The 16411-nt window shown below is 33.1% G+C and carries 14 protein-coding genes; 11 read left to right on the forward strand and 3 right to left on the reverse strand.

The window, feature by feature from the left end; genetic code table 11:
• Positions 1–46: 46 nt before the first annotated feature.
• The 3 genes from ABD941_RS02240 to ABD941_RS02250 all read right to left on the reverse strand — a co-directional run bounded on the left by ABD941_RS02240 (position 47) and on the right by ABD941_RS02250 (position 3641).
• Positions 47–1507 carry a magnesium chelatase gene (locus ABD941_RS02240; protein ID WP_345272359.1) on the reverse strand — a complete coding sequence of 487 codons (1461 nt, stop codon included), beginning with the start codon at positions 1505–1507 and terminating at the stop codon, positions 47–49.
• A 78-nt stretch (positions 1508–1585) separates the two neighbouring features.
• Positions 1586–2716: a vWA domain-containing protein gene (locus ABD941_RS02245; protein ID WP_345272360.1), complete on the reverse strand. Its 1131-nt coding sequence runs from the start codon at positions 2714–2716 to the stop codon at positions 1586–1588.
• Between the two features lie 247 nt (positions 2717–2963).
• Positions 2964–3641, reverse strand: a complete 678-nt coding sequence (locus tag ABD941_RS02250) for a Crp/Fnr family transcriptional regulator (RefSeq protein ID WP_345272362.1) — start codon at positions 3639–3641, stop codon at positions 2964–2966.
• Between the two features lie 104 nt (positions 3642–3745).
• Here ABD941_RS02250 and ABD941_RS02255 point away from each other — a divergent pair, with 104 nt between their 5' ends.
• The 11 genes from ABD941_RS02255 to ABD941_RS02305 all read left to right on the forward strand — a co-directional run bounded on the left by ABD941_RS02255 (position 3746) and on the right by ABD941_RS02305 (position 16411).
• On the forward strand, positions 3746–6121 hold the full coding sequence (locus ABD941_RS02255; RefSeq protein WP_345272363.1) for a heavy metal translocating P-type ATPase: 2376 nt from the start codon (positions 3746–3748) through the stop codon (positions 6119–6121).
• Between the two features lie 214 nt (positions 6122–6335).
• Positions 6336–6521 (forward strand): cbb3-type cytochrome oxidase assembly protein CcoS, encoded by a 186-nt coding sequence (gene ccoS / locus ABD941_RS02260; protein ID WP_345272364.1) that lies wholly within the window; start codon positions 6336–6338, stop codon positions 6519–6521.
• A gap of 10 nt (positions 6522–6531) precedes the next feature.
• On the forward strand, positions 6532–8727 hold the full coding sequence (ccoN, locus tag ABD941_RS02265) for a cytochrome-c oxidase, cbb3-type subunit I (RefSeq protein ID WP_345272365.1): 2196 nt from the start codon (positions 6532–6534) through the stop codon (positions 8725–8727).
• A gap of 21 nt (positions 8728–8748) precedes the next feature.
• On the forward strand, positions 8749–8943 hold the full coding sequence (locus tag ABD941_RS02270) for a CcoQ/FixQ family Cbb3-type cytochrome c oxidase assembly chaperone (RefSeq protein WP_345272367.1): 195 nt from the start codon (positions 8749–8751) through the stop codon (positions 8941–8943).
• Positions 8931–9866, forward strand: a complete 936-nt coding sequence (locus tag ABD941_RS02275; RefSeq protein WP_345272368.1) for a cbb3-type cytochrome c oxidase N-terminal domain-containing protein — start codon at positions 8931–8933, stop codon at positions 9864–9866. Before ABD941_RS02270 ends, ABD941_RS02275 begins: the two co-directional genes overlap by 13 nt.
• Positions 9867–9951: 85 nt before the next feature.
• Positions 9952–11376, forward strand: coding sequence for a cytochrome c oxidase accessory protein CcoG (gene ccoG / locus ABD941_RS02280; RefSeq protein ID WP_345272369.1), 1425 nt, complete (start codon positions 9952–9954; stop codon positions 11374–11376).
• A 47-nt stretch (positions 11377–11423) separates the two neighbouring features.
• Positions 11424–11870 carry a FixH family protein gene (locus ABD941_RS02285; RefSeq protein ID WP_345272371.1) on the forward strand — a complete coding sequence of 149 codons (447 nt, stop codon included), beginning with the start codon at positions 11424–11426 and terminating at the stop codon, positions 11868–11870.
• Position 11871: 1 nt separating this feature from the next.
• The gene (locus ABD941_RS02290; RefSeq protein ID WP_345272372.1) at positions 11872–12573 is read left to right on the forward strand and encodes a sulfite exporter TauE/SafE family protein; all 702 of its coding nucleotides are present in this window, start codon (positions 11872–11874) and stop codon (positions 12571–12573) included.
• Between the two features lie 140 nt (positions 12574–12713).
• A complete protein-coding gene (locus tag ABD941_RS02295; protein ID WP_345272373.1) occupies positions 12714–13385 on the forward strand; it encodes a TetR/AcrR family transcriptional regulator in 672 nt (223 codons plus the stop codon).
• Between the two features lie 2 nt (positions 13386–13387).
• Complete coding sequence (locus tag ABD941_RS02300) at positions 13388–15055, forward strand: peptidase domain-containing ABC transporter (protein ID WP_345272374.1); 1668 nt, start codon at positions 13388–13390, stop codon at positions 15053–15055.
• Positions 15056–15058: 3 nt separating this feature from the next.
• Complete coding sequence (locus ABD941_RS02305) at positions 15059–16411, forward strand: HlyD family secretion protein (RefSeq protein ID WP_345272375.1); 1353 nt, start codon at positions 15059–15061, stop codon at positions 16409–16411.

Raw genomic sequence — 16411 nt, forward strand, 5'->3', positions numbered from 1 at the left:
AAAAAACATTTTTTCGGTTAAAAATTTCAAGTTAAAATTTCGAATTTTATAAATCGTTTATAAAACTACCGTAAGGATCTTTAAATTGAACACCTTCAGTAAACCTGTGTTTACTTAACTGTTTAAATTCCACTAAAGCCCAAAGCACAAATTCTTTTACAAAATAGCTGTCTTGTTTTAATAAGTTAGGTTGATATTCAGCTAACAAATCATCTAAAGGCGAAATAGCATCCAATAAAGCCTTATACTCTTTATCTCTTAAATCATCTAACAATTCAAAACCATCCTTTTGATTAAAAAACCAAGATATAATATCATCATAAGGACTCTCTTCTTCTTGCTTTTGTAATTTTTCTATCTTAGGAAAAAACTCAGGAAATAAACTTTTTACAGCTTCGCCTATTAAATTATAAGCAACTACTGCAGCGCCTTCTTGTTCACCTTCATAAACCAATTCAACTTTTCCAGTAATAGAAGGAATAACACCTACAAAATCCGATAATCGCAACATAGTCTGTCCATCGCCAACCATTAAAGTCCGTCGTTCTGCTGTGCTGAGTAAATTTTCTAAAGCTGTAATACTTAAACGTGCACTTACGCCACTCTTGGCATCAATAAACTCGCTTTCTCTGGCTTCAAATACAACTTGTTCTAGTAAATCTCTTGCTAAATCGGGAACTATAACTAATGTATTTTGAGCTTCAACGACTTTAGCTTCTTGCTCGGTTATTAATCTAGCCGTTTCGATATCTGCTGGATAATGTGTTAAAATTTGAGAGCCTATTCTATCTTTTAAAGGTGTTACAATACTACCTCTATTGGTATAGTCTTCAGGGTTTGCTGTAAATAAAAATTGAATATCCAGTGGCAAACGTAACTTAAAACCTCTAATTTGAATATCGCCTTCTTGTAAAATATTAAACAATGCGACTTGAATTCTAGCCTGCAAGTCTGGTAATTCGTTAATTACAAAAATACAGCGATTTGCTCTTGGAATCATTCCATAATGAATCACACGATCATCTGCATAACTTAATTTTAAATTTGCAGCTTTTATAGGGTCAACATCACCTATAATATCAGCAACGGTTACATCTGGTGTTGCTAATTTTTCTGCAAAACGGGCACTTCTATGTAGCCATGAAATAGGTGTACTATCACCTTTTTCTTTTATTAATTCTATGGCATACCTTGAAATTGGTTGCAATGGATCATCATTAATTTCAGAACCTTCAACATATGGAATGTATTCATCTAATAAATTCAGCATTAAACGTGCTAAACGGGTTTTGGCCTGCCCCCGCAAACCCAATAAGTTAATATTATGCCTTGATAATATGGCACGTTCTAACTCTGGAATTACTGTGTTTTCATAACCATGAACACCTACAAATGTGGTCTCTTTACTTTTTATTTTCTGAATTAAATTGTCTCTTAATTCATCTTTTATGGATTTATTTTTGTATCCAGATTTTATTAATTCTCCTAATGTTTTTATACTTTTCATTCTATAGCTTTTGGCTGTTTACTTTTGGCTATTAGCAAGCTTATTTTAAGCTAAAAGCTTATACCTAACAGCTAATTATTATCCTCTTATTCTTTTCTTTCTATTTGTTTCGTAATCTTCAAAAATCATTTCGCCTAAACCTTTTATACCTGTATAAAAAGCCTTTCCTTGATTAGCATAGGTAAACTCTCTTACAAATTGCATTAAATAGCTGTCTTTTGCTATCATAAATGTTGTAATTGGTATATGTAAACGCCTGGCTTGTTGTGCCATTGCATAACACTTATTTACGATATGTTTATCTAAACCATTACTGTTTTTATAATACTGCCCGTCTGGCAAACGTAAGCAACTTGGCTTTCCATCGGTAATCATAAAAATTTGTTTATTAGTATTTCGTTTTCTGCGTAATAAATCCATTGCTAATTGTAAACCTGAAACCGTGTTGGTATGGTAAGGGCCTACTTTTAAATAAGGTAAATCTTTAATGTCAATTTGCCAAGCATCATTACCAAAAACCAAGATATCTAAAGTATCTTTTGGGTATCTTGTAGTAATTAATTCAGCTAATGCCATAGCTACCTTTTTTGCTGGGGTAATTCGGTCTTCTCCATAAAGAATCATGCTATGACTAATATCAATCATCAACACTGTACTCATTTGCGATTTATGGAGTGTTTCTTCTACCACCAAATCGTCTTCAGATAAGGTGAAATTGTCAATACCATGACTAATTTGTGCATTTTTTAAGCTTTCGGTCATAGACACTTTATCCAAAGCATCTCCAAATTGATAGCCTCTGAAATCACCCGTGTGCTCATCACCTATTCCTGGGCTTTTACTTTTATGATTGCCCTGTCCACTACGCTTAATTTTTCCGAAAATATGATCTAAAGCTTGCTGTCGAATGGCACGTTCCGTTTTCGCAGTAATGGCCATACTTCCTCCTTGACCATCATTGTCAATTTCTTCTCTTATATACCCTTTCTTTTTTAAATCTTCGATAAAGTCATCTATAGTATATTCTGAAGTTGTGAGTTTGTATTCTTTATCTAATTCCTTCAACCAATCTATAGCTTCATCAAAATCACCAGAAGTATATGTAATTAATTCTTTAAAAACTTCAAAAATTTTATCGAAAGGGGATTGATAAGGTGTTTCATATTTCTTAAACACAAAACCTTTTCTGGACATTTTACTGTTTTTCATAGCTGTATAAAAATACTATATTTTTATACAAAAAAATGAATCTAGTAATTAGATTTATCTATACTTTAACAAGATTTTTAAATAATGAGCTCATTTAAACTTTTTGAATTGAGTAGAAATCAGTCATTTTTAACCACTTAAAGACTTTTTTAGGTTAGGTAGTATTGCTACGGAACAAAAAAAGACGAAATTGGATGCAAAAAGGTAATTTTTTAGCCTGTTTAAAAAGTTTAAATGAGTTTGTAAGTTATTCAACACGTTTTAACCCTTGTAAGTTTTCTATTTTTATATACTTACCTACTGTTGAAATTAATCCTTCTTTTTTTAATTGAGACAAAACACGTATAGCAGACTCGGTAGCTGTACCAACAATATTAGCATAATCTTCTCTAGAAAGTAAAACACTTAATGTGCCATCAGGATTCACTCCAAAACTATCGTGAATATACACTAAGGTTTCAGCAAGACGTTGTTTTACTGACTTTTGAGCCATATTAACAATAATATCATCAGCTTCTTTTAAATCGTGGGCCATATCCTTTAAAACATCAAAAGAGAATTTTGGGTTTTTTTGTAAATCTGCAATGATTTCACTTTTAGGAATAAAACAAACTTCCATATCATTTAAAGCTATAGCTTGTAAATTAGAGCTTTCTTCACTAATTAATGAACGCTGACCTAATAACTGGCCTTTTACTACCATTTTTACGATTTGGTCTTTTCCGTTTTCGCTTAACTTGGACAGTTTACAGATACCATCCTTTACACAATATACGCCATTTAAATTTTCACCTTCTTCAAAAATAACCTCGCCTTTTTTAATGATTTTAGAAGTTTTACATGATGATATCCTTACTAATTCATCTTTAGTTAAAGACTTCAAGGAGTTAAATTGTTTAATAATACATTGTTCGCACTTGCTCATAGTAAATAATTAAAGTGTTGTAAAAATACAGAAAACATGACAAATATCATATTTAAAAAGCACTTGTTTTATGACTTTTGCCGCAGGTATAAATGAGCAAATATATGGGACATAAAACGTGTTTCCACTGTGGATTGGATGCAACTTCTTCCGAAATAACTTATGATAAAAAGTCATTTTGTTGTCATGGATGTAAAACGGTTTACGAAATTTTTTCTGTAAACGACTTAACATGCTATTATGATTTACAAGAAGCTGCTGGTGCTAAACCAAGTGATATAGAAGGTAAATACAACTTTTTAGATAACAAAAAAATTGTAGAAAGCTTACTAGAGTTTAATGACGAAAAAACACAGATTGCTACACTTTATATTCCACATATCCATTGTAGTTCTTGTATTTGGATTCTTGAAAACCTTAATAAGTTAAATCCTACTATACAATCATCTATAGTGAATTTTGGCAAAAAAACGGTTCGTATTACTTACAATAACGAAAGTGTCTCTCTAAAAGAAGTTGTTAAATTATTAAGCAGTATTGGTTACGAACCCTTTATATGTTTAGATGATTACAGTGTTGGTAAAAAAAATACGGATAGGTCGCTTATCTATAAATTGGGCTTTGCCGGTTTTGCTTTTGGGAATATTATGTTTTTATCATTTCCAGAGTATTTTCAGGTTTCTGGGTTTTGGATTGAAACCTACGCACCACTTTTTAGATGGTTGATGTTTACTTTTTCATTACCTGTTGTTTTTTATTCGGCTCAAGATTATTTTATCTCAGCCTATAAAGGATTACGATCTAATATCTTAAATATTGATGTTCCTATTGCTTTAGGAGTTAGTGTTTTATTTTTAAGAAGTACAGCAGAAATCATTTTTAATTGGGGTACAGGCTTTTTTGATAGCTTATCTGGGCTTATTTTCTTTTTGCTTCTGGGCAAATTTTTTCAGCAAAAAACATACAATTTCTTATCTTTTGAAAGAGACTACAAATCCTATTTCCCCATTGGAATAACTAAAATTACTTCGGATAACAAAGAGGAATCTATTCAAGTTTACGATATTAAAAAAGGCGATAGATTACTCATTAGAAATGAAGAACTCATTCCTGTAGATTGTATTCTTATAAATGGAAATGCACGTATTGACTATAGTTTTGTGACTGGTGAATCGGAAGCCGTTTCAAAACAATCTGGCGATAAATTATTTGCCGGTGGCAAACAGTTACATAGTAGTATTGAAGTTGATGTTATAAAAACAGTTGAGCAAAGTTATTTAACTCAACTTTGGAGCAACGATGTTTTCAACAAAAATAAAGAAGATAGCTTTACTACACTGACAAACAAAATAAGTAAACAGTTTACCATTACAGTACTTAGTATAGCAGTAATAGCAACCTTGTTTTGGTTTTTTGTTGATGCTTCAAAAGCATGGAATGTTTTTACTGCAGTTCTTATTATTGCATGCCCCTGTGCCATTGCTTTGGCAGCACCTTTTACCTTTGGGAATTTGTTGCGCATCTTTGGAAAACTAAAATTCTATGCAAAAAACGCATCGGTTATTGAACAATTAGCTGCTATTGACACTATTATTTTTGATAAGACTGGCACTATAACCGCAAATAAAGAAACCGCAATAGATTATGAGGGTTTAATACTTTCTAATGATGAGGAATCCTTGTTAAAAAGTACATTACGAAACTCCAATCACCCACTTAGCCGCTCTTTATATTCACTTTTAAATGCGCATAATATTGTAGTGTTAGATAGCTACCAAGAGCACATTGGAAAAGGTATTGAAGCACAGCATCATCGAGATTCTATAAAAATTGGGTCTGCCCCTTTTGTTGGGTTTTCATCTAAAACTCTAACCTTAAATACAGCTGTTCACGTAAGCACTAATAATCAATACAAAGGGAAATTTACGTTTTACAATAAATATAGAAAAGGGCTTTCTAAGCTTTTTAATGCATTAAAAAAGAATTATGATTTAGTAATCCTTTCTGGTGATAATGCTGGTGAACAAGAAAATTTATCAAAACTACTACCTGCTAAAACAAAACTGTTTTTTAATCAGAAACCTGAAGACAAATTGGAGTACATAAAACACCACCAAAACTCTGGCGCCAAAGTATTGATGATTGGTGATGGACTGAATGACGCTGGCGCTTTAGCACAAAGCCAAGTTGGCATTGCTGTTTCGGAGAATGTGAATGTGTTTTCACCTGCCTGTGATGCTATTTTAGATGCTACTAAATTTAATAAATTACACCATTTTATAAAGGCTTCAAAATCGGCTATCAACATTATAAAATGGAGTTTCGTACTGTCTTTTATTTACAATAGCATTGGACTTTACTTTGCCGTTACTGGACAGTTAGCTCCAGTAATTGCAGCGATTTTAATGCCTTTGAGTTCGATTAGCATTGTTGTATTTACTACGATTTGCACGAATGTTTTGGGTAAGAAATTGAAGTAAAATGAAAACTAAATTTGACGGATGGATGCGTTAGGGATTGCAGAGGAAAGCCCACAGCGAGTCCTGATAGCTATCGGGACGAACGAGGACTTGGAACGGAAAGCCCGACCCTTGTGGTAACGCCCAAAAAATAAAATAAAACAATGAAATATGACAAATGTCATCTTTTAAAAATAAGTATAAAAGTACTTTTGAACCATAACTTCAAGTAGGTATGAGTGTTATATATATTTTATTAACTATAAGTATTATTGTTGCTGTTGGTTTTTTTATAGCCTTTATTATTGCTGTAAAAAAAGGACAGTTTGACGATAGTTATACCCCTTCTGTACGTATGTTATTTGAAGACGAACTGATTAAAGAAAAACCAAAAAAAACAATACTAACCAAAAAAGATTAATATTTTAATTATGGAGATGCAACAGTTTCATTACGATAACAAAATCGTTACAAAATTCCTCTATGCTACAATAATTTTTGGCGTTGTAGGAATGGCAGTAGGTCTACTTCTTGCTTTTATGTTTCTATTCCCAAATCTTACCGACGGTATTTCGTGGTTAAGTTTTGGTCGTTTAAGACCTTTACACACCAATGCCGTTATTTTTGCATTTGTGGGGAATGCTATGTTTGCCGGTATTTATTATTCGCTTCAGCGCTTATTAAAAGCCCGTATGGCAAGCGACCTTTTAAGTAATATTAACTTTTGGGGTTGGCAACTTATTATTGTATCTGCGGCAATTTCACTCCCATTAGGCTATACGACATCTAAAGAGTACGCTGAATTAGAATGGCCCATTGACATTGCCATTGCACTTATTTGGGTGGTTTTTGGGGTGAATATGATTTGGACCATTTTAAAACGTAGACAACGCCATTTATATGTTGCTATTTGGTTTTACATTGCCACATTCGTTACCGTTGCTGTACTTCATATTTTTAATAGTTTAGAATTACCTGTTAGTGCTTTAAAAAGTTACTCCGTGTATGCAGGCGTGCAAGATGCTTTGGTGCAATGGTGGTATGGACACAATGCCGTGGCCTTCTTTTTAACAACACCTTTTTTAGGGTTGATGTATTATTTTGTTCCGAAAGCTGCTAACAGACCTGTGTATTCCTATAGATTATCTATTGTGCATTTCTGGTCGTTGATATTCATTTATATTTGGGCTGGACCGCATCACTTATTATATACCGCTTTACCAGAATGGGCACAAAACTTAGGGGTTGCATTCTCAGTAATGCTATTGATGCCATCTTGGGGTGGTATGATAAACGGATTGTTAACCTTACGTGGCGCTTGGGATAAAGTACGAACCGATCCTGTTTTAAAATTCATGGTCGTAGCTATTACTGGTTATGGTATGGCTACGTTTGAAGGTCCAACACTATCATTAAAAAGTGTAAATGCTGTAGCTCACTTTACCGATTGGATTATTGCACATGTGCACGTTGGTGCTTTGGCATGGAACGGCTTTATGGCTTTTGGTATTATTTATTACCTCATTCCGCGTTTGTTTAAAACAAAAATGTACTCGCTAGCCTTATCCAATCTACATTTTTGGTTAGGCACTTTAGGTATTATTATCTATGCCTTACCTATGTATGTTGCTGGATTTACACAATATTCTATGTGGCAACAATTTAATCCAGATGGCACTTTAGTTTATGGTAACTTTTTAGAAACTGTTACTGAAATTATCCCGATGTACTGGATGCGTGCTATTGGTGGTACACTTTACATTGTTGGTATGTTCATCTTAGTTTATAATGTTATAATGACAGTTAAACAAGGTAGTAGCGTTACTGATGAATTAGCTGAAGCACCTGCTTTAGAACGTGTTACTAAAAAGCGAACATCTAGTGAGGGTTGGCACACCTGGTTAGAGCGTAGACCAATTCAATTAACCTTATTAGCTACAGTTGCTATTTTAATTGGTGGTATCATTCAAATTGTACCAACAATCATGGTTAAATCTAATATTCCAACTATATCTAGTGTAAAGCCATATACACCTTTAGAATTAGAAGGTCGAGATATTTATATTCGTGAAGGTTGTGTGGGTTGTCATTCGCAAATGATAAGACCCTTTAGACATGAAGTGGAACGCTATGGCGAATACTCAAAAGCTGGAGAGTTTGTTTACGATCACCCATTCCTTTGGGGAAGTAAACGTACAGGGCCTGATTTACATAGACTAGGGCAAAAATATTCAGATAACTGGCACTTTAACCATATGTATGACCCCCAAAGTACCTCATCTGGTTCTATTATGCCGCGTTATCCCTGGCTAATTACAGGAAAAAGCAGTGAGTTAGACAAGTCGATGACCGAAGCAAAAATGGAAGCTATGGTTACATTAGGTGTTCCTTATACTGATGAAGACATTGCCAATGCGCAACAAAGCATGTTAGAACAAGGTGCACAAATTGAAGAAAACCTACATAACGACCCAGACTTTGCTAAAACCTATGAAGCGGATAAAAAATATGCTTCTGATAACGGCGAAGCATTTATAGAAATGAAAAATAGGGAAATTGTTGCACTTATAGCCTATTTACAACGATTAGGAACTGATATTAAGGTAAAACCTGAACAACAACAATAACCATCAAAACTATTTAAAACCATGTTGAAATTTGTAAAAAACCATATGGAGAGTATTACAGGAATCGAGGTTTACCCTATGATTTCTCTACTTATCTTCTTTACTTTTTTTGTGCTATTATTTTGGTGGGTTATTACCGCTAAAAAAGACTATATAAAAACCGTAAGCAACCTGCCTTTAGACAACCAAAACAACGATATATCATGCGAAAATTAATTCCATCTTGGATTCGAGTTCCAGTAGTATTCTTTATCATTTTCGGAGCCGTAGAATTTTTTATAGATTCTGGAGAAAAGCCTGCATTTATAGAATACCCAGCAGTTATGCTATTTCTTCTTTTAGTGCTTTTAATTCTTATAGCTATTGAAGCTATTATTGGTGCGCTAGAAAATGTTATGCTTCATAAATTAGATGGCGACGCCAAAGCACGCTTTTTAGCTGAAAAAGAATCCGCTTATAAGTTCACTTGGTTAAAAGAAACTTACAAGAAACTTTTAGGTTCAAAACCCATTGAAGAAGAAGGCGAGATTATTTTAGACCATAATTACGATGGTATTAAGGAGTTAGATAACAATTTACCACCATGGTGGTTGTATGCCTTTTATATTTCAATAATTTTCGCATTTGTTTACTTAGCTAAATACCATGTATTTAATGGCGATAATCAAATTGATGAATTAGAAACTGAATTAGCAGAAGCTAGAGTAGCTATAGAACAATACAAAAAAACAGCAAAAAATTTAGTCGATGCTAATACCGTAACGCAACTTACGGAAGCAGCGGATTTAGCAGCTGGGAAAACCATATTCCAAACCAATTGTGTGGCATGTCACATGGCAGATGGTGGTGGTGGCATCGGTCCAAATTTAACAGATAAGCACTGGATTTTAGGCGGCAATATTAAGAGCGTGTTTACAACTGTATCTGAAGGTGGACGTTCAGGAAAAGGTATGATCGCATGGAAAACTCAGCTTAAGCCTTTGGAAATGGCTCAAGTTTCTAGTTACGTATTAACGTTTCAAGGAACGACACCTGCCAACCCAAAAGCAGCTGAAGGCGATATTTGGATTGATGAGAATGTGGAAATTGAAACACCTCCAGAAATCGCATCAGATTCATTAGAAACAGTAATTAACTAAGCTAAGTATATATTACACAGACCTGTCAAGTTTCATATACTAAACTTGTTTCAGTATAGATCTGACAGGTCAAAAATTAAGCACTTTGGAAACCCCAGAAAACGAAACATTTAGAGATTCCATTGGAACGATTACTGAGGAAGGTAAACGTGCTTGGATATTTCCTAAAAAACCTAGTGGTAGATTTTACAGAAACCGAAAGCTAGTTAGTTATGGGTTATTGGCTTTTTTATTACTTTCACCATTTGTAAAAATTAATGGGAATCAATTTTTAATGTTCAATATATTAGAACGTCGTTTTAATATTTTCGGATTTCCGTTTTGGCCACAAGATTTTCATTTGTTTGTTATTTCAATGCTAATTGGTGTGGTGTTTATTGCTTTATTTACAGTCTCTTTTGGGCGCATTTTCTGTGGATGGATTTGCCCGCAAACCATTTTTATGGAAATGGTTTTTAGACGTATTGAATATTGGATAGAAGGCGATAGAGGCAAACAAATACGCTTATCAAAACAACCATGGAATGCAGAAAAAATCAAAAAAAAAGGGCTAAAACTAATTATTTTTCTGATTATTTCTTTTGTAATCGCCAATGTGTTTTTAGCCTATTTAATAGGAGGTGATGCACTTATCCAATATATAACTGATGGGCCATTTAGCCATTTAAACACGCTTATTTCGCTACTTATTTTTACGGCAGTATTTTATTTTGTGTTTGCTTGGTTTAGAGAACAGGTATGCATTATTGCTTGCCCCTACGGAAGACTACAAGGTGTTTTATTGGACACCAAATCGATTGTTGTGGCTTACGACCATAAACGCGGTGAAGCTGAAAATGGCAGAAAGAAATTCAGAAAAAATGAAGACCGAAACGCTTTAGGCCATGGTGATTGTATTGATTGCATGCAATGTGTGAATGTATGTCCAACAGGAATCGATATTAGAAATGGTACACAATTAGAATGTGTAAACTGCACGGCTTGTATTGATGAATGCGACCACATTATGGAAAGCATTAACCTCCCAAAAGGGTTAATTAGATATGCGAGCGAAGAAAATATTGAAAAAAAAGCACCTTTTAAAATAACAGCTAGAATGAAAGGCTATATAGCCGTTTTAACCATTTTGGTTGGATTGTTAATAGGCATGCTTTTTTTAAGGAACGATATAGAAGCTAATGTTTTAAGACTTCCAGGTCAGCTTTATGAGCATAAAGAAAATAACATTATTAGTAATGTATTTACCTATAAATTGATTAATAAAACATCAAAAGATATTGAGAACGTGAGTTTTAAATTGATGTCGCACAAAGGTGAACTTAAATTGGTAGCTACGCATGATTATTTTGTAGTTCCCAATCAAGGGATTGCTGAAGGGACGTTATTTATTGAGATAAATAATTCAGCATTAACTGGTGATAGAAATAAAATTAAGATTGGTGTTTTTTCAGACGATAAATTAGTTGAAACAACAACAGCTAATTTTTTAGGGCCTAGAAGTTTTAAATAACTGTTGGTTAATAGCCGTTTAAAGTTGGAAATTAAAATTATTGAATTATGAAAATTAGTTGGGGAACTGGAATTGTATTAGCCTTTATAGGCTTTATAAGCTTTATAATGTATTTTATTATCACCATGTGTGTGGACGATAGGTTTGAACACGAATTGGTTACTGAAAATTATTATGGTGCCGAGCTACAATATCAAAACGATATTGATAAGCTTGAAAAAGCCAAAGAGCTAGAGGAAAACATTTCATATTTAAGAACAAGTAAGGGCTTAAAAATTACGTTTCCTAAAACTATAGATTACAAAAAAATTACAGGAAAAGTGTTCCTATATAGACCATCTAACAAACAACTAGACTTTGAAACTGCTATTTCATTGTCTAATCATAATTTGCTCATACCTGACAATCGTTTGGTAGATGGTCGTTGGAACATTTCTGTTGATTGGCAATATAACGGAAATAATTATTTATTTAAAGAATCTATAACGTATTAGCATGCTATTCTCGGTATTTATATTAGGGCTATTAGGAAGTTTTCACTGTATAGGCATGTGTGGACCCATAGCTTTTATGTTGCCTGTAGACCAAACAAATTCTGTTAAAAAAGTATCGCAAATTGCTATTTATCATTTTGGCAGATTACTAGCTTATAGTATTATTGGACTTGTATTTGGCCTGTTAGGAAAGAGCCTTTACATCTTTGGAATTCAGCAGCAACTTTCAATTATTATTGGGGTTTTAATGATTTTGGTGGTTCTAATTCCTCAAAAAACATTTAACAAATACAACCTTTCAAAACCTCTTTATAAAATTATTTCAAAAGTAAAATCGACTTTAGGCATTGCTATGAAGAAAAAAACATTGGACACCTTTATAACCATTGGCTTCTTAAATGGCTTTTTACCTTGTGGTCTGGTTTATATGGCTTTGTTTGCTGCTATTGCTAGTGGAAATGCTATAAATGGGAGTTTATATATGGTAGCTTTTGGCATTGGAACGATTCCACTGATGACCACTACTATTTATTTCAGTCACTTTTTAAAAGGCACCGCTAGACAAAAAATTCAAAAAGCCATTCCTATTTTTATTATTATAATTGGCGCATTGTTTATTCTTCGAGGTTTAGGCTTAGGAATTCCTTATATCTCTCCTGCTCCTGTTTATGATTTGATTTCAAACAGTGTGGATTGCCACTAGATTATTCATTCAAATTCAAATAGTTACGCAACCTCTTACTTGTTATCATAGTATTTATTGATTGTATATCAATAAAAATAATAGCTTTATTTTCAAATATAATAGTATTACTATTATATTTGCAATTAAAATTATTAATCATGGAGTCGTTACTTTCAAACTTAAAGATTGCGGTACCAGAGAAAATATATGTAAAAGACCCAGAATCTTCTGATTTAGGAAAACGTATTATTGAACATAGCATCATCTTAATAGACGAGATTGGTTTTGATAGCTTTACATTTAAAAAACTAGGAACTCTAATTGGCTCCAATGAAAGTTCTATTTATCGCTATTTTGAAAGCAAGCATAAATTACTTCTTTATTTATCGTCTTGGTATTGGGCATGGATAGAGTATCAATTGGTGTTTGAAACCCATAGTTTAAACCCATCCGATAAACTTGAAAAGGCTATCGAAATTGTTACTAGATCCATACAAAAAGATTCAAAATTCTCACATATTAACGAGATTGTTTTAAATAAAATTATGGTCAATGAAAATTCAAAATCATTCCTTACCAAAGAAGTAGATCAAGAAAATAAAGATGGTTATTTTGTTATATACAAGCGGATTGTACATCGTTTACGAGATATGATTATTGCATTAAAACCAGATTACAACTTTCCTTCGAGTCTAGCAAGCACAATTCTAGAGGGGAGTTTACACCAACATTTTTTAAAAGACCACTTTACATCTATTACAGATTGCACAGATGGTATAACTCCAACTAATTTTATGAAAAACTTAGCCCTAAACACTTTGAAATCTTAGTTATGAACGACAAACAAATGACCCCTTGGCAACGCTTAGTAGGCTTACTTCAATTGGAAAAAAGAGATATTCTACAAATTTTTTACTATGCCATTTTTGCTGGTATTGTAGCATTATCATTACCACTAGGTATTCAGGCCATCATTAATTTAATTCAAGGCGCACAAATTTCAACCTCTTGGGTTGTCTTAGTCGTTATAGTAACATTAGGTGTTGCTTTTTCTGGAGCATTACAACTGATGCAACTAAGAATTATAGAAACTATACAACAACGTATATTCACAAGGTCATCTTTTGAGTTAGCATATCGCTTTCCTAAAATAAAAATGTCTGAGTTACGTAATTATTATCCACCAGAATTAGCAAATCGCTTTTTTGATACCTTGACCATTCAAAAAAGTCTATCTAAAATTTTAATTGATGTCCCAACGGCAGTCTTGCAGATTTTATTTGCTTTAATTCTACTATCGTTTTACCATCCGTTCTTCATTATTTTTGGACTATTACTATTAATACTCATTTTTGTAGTTTTTAAATTTACAGCAGTTAAAGGGCTAGAAACGAGTTTAAAAGAATCTAAAAACAAGTACAAAGTCGCACATTGGATTCAAGAAATAGCACGCTCTGTTATAAGTTTCAAACTCTCAGGAAGTACAAATTTAGGTGTGAATAAAAATGACGATTTGGTAAATGACTATCTCAAAGCCAGAGAAAGTCATTTTAAAATTTTAATGTTACAATTTATCCAAATGATAAGTTTTAAGGTTGTTGTAACCGCAAGTTTATTATTAATTGGTGGTGCTTTAGTTTTAAATCAAGAAATGAACATTGGTCAGTTTGTTGCTGCAGAAATTATTATAATCTTGGTAATTGCTTCAGTTGAAAAACTAATCTTAGGTTTAGAATCGTTTTACGACACCTTAACTTCACTAGAAAAAATTGGGCAAATTGTAGATAAAGATTTAGAAAATCAAAATGGAGAAACACCTCAGTTTAGTAAGGGCATTCAAATTGAATTAGAAAATGTGGCTTATGAAGTTGATAATAGAGATAAACATATTTTAAGAGATATCTCATTAAAAGTAAATCCAAAAAGTAGAATATTGATTAAAGGTGAAAGTGGTTCTGGAAAATCGACTTTACTTCGGTTAATAGCTGGAGTCATTCAACCAAGTAGCGGTCATGTTTACGTTAACGACATGTCTATCCATAGCTTGCACTTAAACTTTTACAGATCGCAATTAGGGCTTTCATTATCGGACGAAAACCCATTTGAAGGTACTATAAAAGATAACTTAACCTTTGGTAATTCAAATATTTCAGATGAAAAAATTCATGAAGTATTAGATATTGTTGGGCTTAAATTTTTTATTAAAGAGCAACCTGAAGGCTTAAACACCGTGCTTTATCCAGATGGCAGGCAAATGTCATACTCATTATCTAAAAAAATTGTTTTAGCACGCGCTATTTTAAAATCTCCAAAAGTACTTATTCTTGAAGATGCTTTAGATCGTTTTAATAGAAAGGAAACGAAAGCTATTGTAGATTATCTATCTCACAAAGACAGGCCTTGGTCACTCATTGTAGTTAGTTTTAGTAGTGTCTGGGCAGATAAATGTACAGAAATTATCACTTTAGAAAAAGGTCAAATCAAATCTAAAAACAATTAAGTTATGCTCAATATATCCCATAACCAATTGAATAAAAAAATAGACTTGTCCAATTACAAGTCCGGAAAAAATATTATGAATGTAAAGTATTACAAATACTTTAACCGATTTTTATTAGCCGCTGCTATCATTATGTTTATCATGTTATTTTTACCATGGACTCAAAATATAACAGGGCAAGGTATTGTAACAACTTTAAAGCCAAATCAAAGACCACAAACTATTCAGTCTCAAATTCCCGGACGCATAGAAGAATGGTTTGTACAAGAAGGCAATTATGTAAAGGCTGGTGATACCATTTTAAGAATTTCTGAGGTGAAAAGTGACTATTTTGATGATCAGTTAGTAGAAAGAACCAATGCTCAAATTCAAGCAAAATCATCTTCAGTAAACTCATATAAAGGTAAAGTTAACGCCTTAAACAGGCAAGTTTCTGCATTGCAGAATGAACAAAAATTAAAGCTAGAACAAACTAAAAACAAACTTATACAATCGCAATTAAAAGTAAAAAGCGATAGTATTGATTTAGAAGCTTCTAAAACGAATTTAAAAATTGCAGAAACACAATTTAACCGTATTAAAACCTTGCAAGAAGAAGGTTTAAAAGCCGTAAAGGATGTTGAAGAAAAACGATTGAAGCTTCAAGAAACCCAAGCAAAATTCATTTCTCAAGAAAACAAATATTTAGCAAGTCAGAATGAAGTTATTAATGCTAGATTGGAATTGTCGAGAACCAATGCAGCCTTTGCTGACAAAATTTCTAAAGCGCAAAGCGATATGTATACTGCTCAATCTAGTGGGTTTGATACCCAAGCACAAGTTACCAAACTTGAAAACGCTTATAGTAATTATAAAAAACGTAATAGCCTATTGTATGTTACTGCGCCTCAAAGTGGCTTTATTAATAAGGTTTTAACCGGAGGAATAGGTATTACATTTAAGGAAGGAGCTGAATTGGTTGGTATTATGCCAGCACAATATGATTTAGCCGTTGAAACATTTGTAAGACCTATAGATTTACCGCTTCTACATAAAGGCGAAAAAGTACGTGTACAATTTGATGGTTGGCCCGCCATAGTATTTAGTGGGTGGCCAAATGTGTCCTACGGAACCTACGGTGCAGAAGTTGTAGCTATTGAACGTTTTATAAGTAGTAATGGTAAATATAGAGTATTGCTAGCACCAGATGAGACTGATCACGAATGGCCAGAAGCTATACGCGTTGGTTCTGGTGCAAAGACCATTGCTTTATTAGAAGATGTGCCAATCTGGTTTGAATTGTGGCGACAAATTAACAGTTTCCCTCCTAACTATTATCAACCTGAAGGCACTAATAAAGCCTCAAAAAAAGGATAA

The organism is Flaviramulus aquimarinus (genome assembly GCF_039543205.1).
In the GTDB taxonomy this organism is placed as follows: Bacteria; Bacteroidota; Bacteroidia; order Flavobacteriales; family Flavobacteriaceae; genus Flaviramulus_B; species Flaviramulus_B aquimarinus.

Bases quoted from the DNA above. Each gene is read 5' to 3' on its own strand.
- ABD941_RS02240 (WP_345272359.1), bottom strand. From the start codon at position 1,507: ATGAAAAGTATAAAAACATTAGGAGAATTAATAAAATCTGGATACAAA.
- ABD941_RS02245 (WP_345272360.1), bottom strand. From the start codon at position 2,716: ATGAAAAACAGTAAAATGTCCAGAAAAGGTTTTGTGTTTAAGAAATAT.
- ABD941_RS02250 (WP_345272362.1), bottom strand. From the start codon at position 3,641: ATGAGCAAGTGCGAACAATGTATTATTAAACAATTTAACTCCTTGAAG.
- ABD941_RS02255 (WP_345272363.1), top strand. From the start codon at position 3,746: ATGGGACATAAAACGTGTTTCCACTGTGGATTGGATGCAACTTCTTCC.
- ccoS (WP_345272364.1), top strand. From the start codon at position 6,336: ATGAGTGTTATATATATTTTATTAACTATAAGTATTATTGTTGCTGTT.
- ccoN (WP_345272365.1), top strand. From the start codon at position 6,532: ATGGAGATGCAACAGTTTCATTACGATAACAAAATCGTTACAAAATTC.
- ABD941_RS02270 (WP_345272367.1), top strand. From the start codon at position 8,749: ATGTTGAAATTTGTAAAAAACCATATGGAGAGTATTACAGGAATCGAG.
- ABD941_RS02275 (WP_345272368.1), top strand. From the start codon at position 8,931: ATGCGAAAATTAATTCCATCTTGGATTCGAGTTCCAGTAGTATTCTTT.
- ABD941_RS02285 (WP_345272371.1), top strand. From the start codon at position 11,424: ATGAAAATTAGTTGGGGAACTGGAATTGTATTAGCCTTTATAGGCTTT.
- ABD941_RS02290 (WP_345272372.1), top strand. From the start codon at position 11,872: ATGCTATTCTCGGTATTTATATTAGGGCTATTAGGAAGTTTTCACTGT.
- ABD941_RS02295 (WP_345272373.1), top strand. From the start codon at position 12,714: ATGGAGTCGTTACTTTCAAACTTAAAGATTGCGGTACCAGAGAAAATA.
- ABD941_RS02300 (WP_345272374.1), top strand. From the start codon at position 13,388: ATGAACGACAAACAAATGACCCCTTGGCAACGCTTAGTAGGCTTACTT.
- ABD941_RS02305 (WP_345272375.1), top strand. From the start codon at position 15,059: ATGCTCAATATATCCCATAACCAATTGAATAAAAAAATAGACTTGTCC.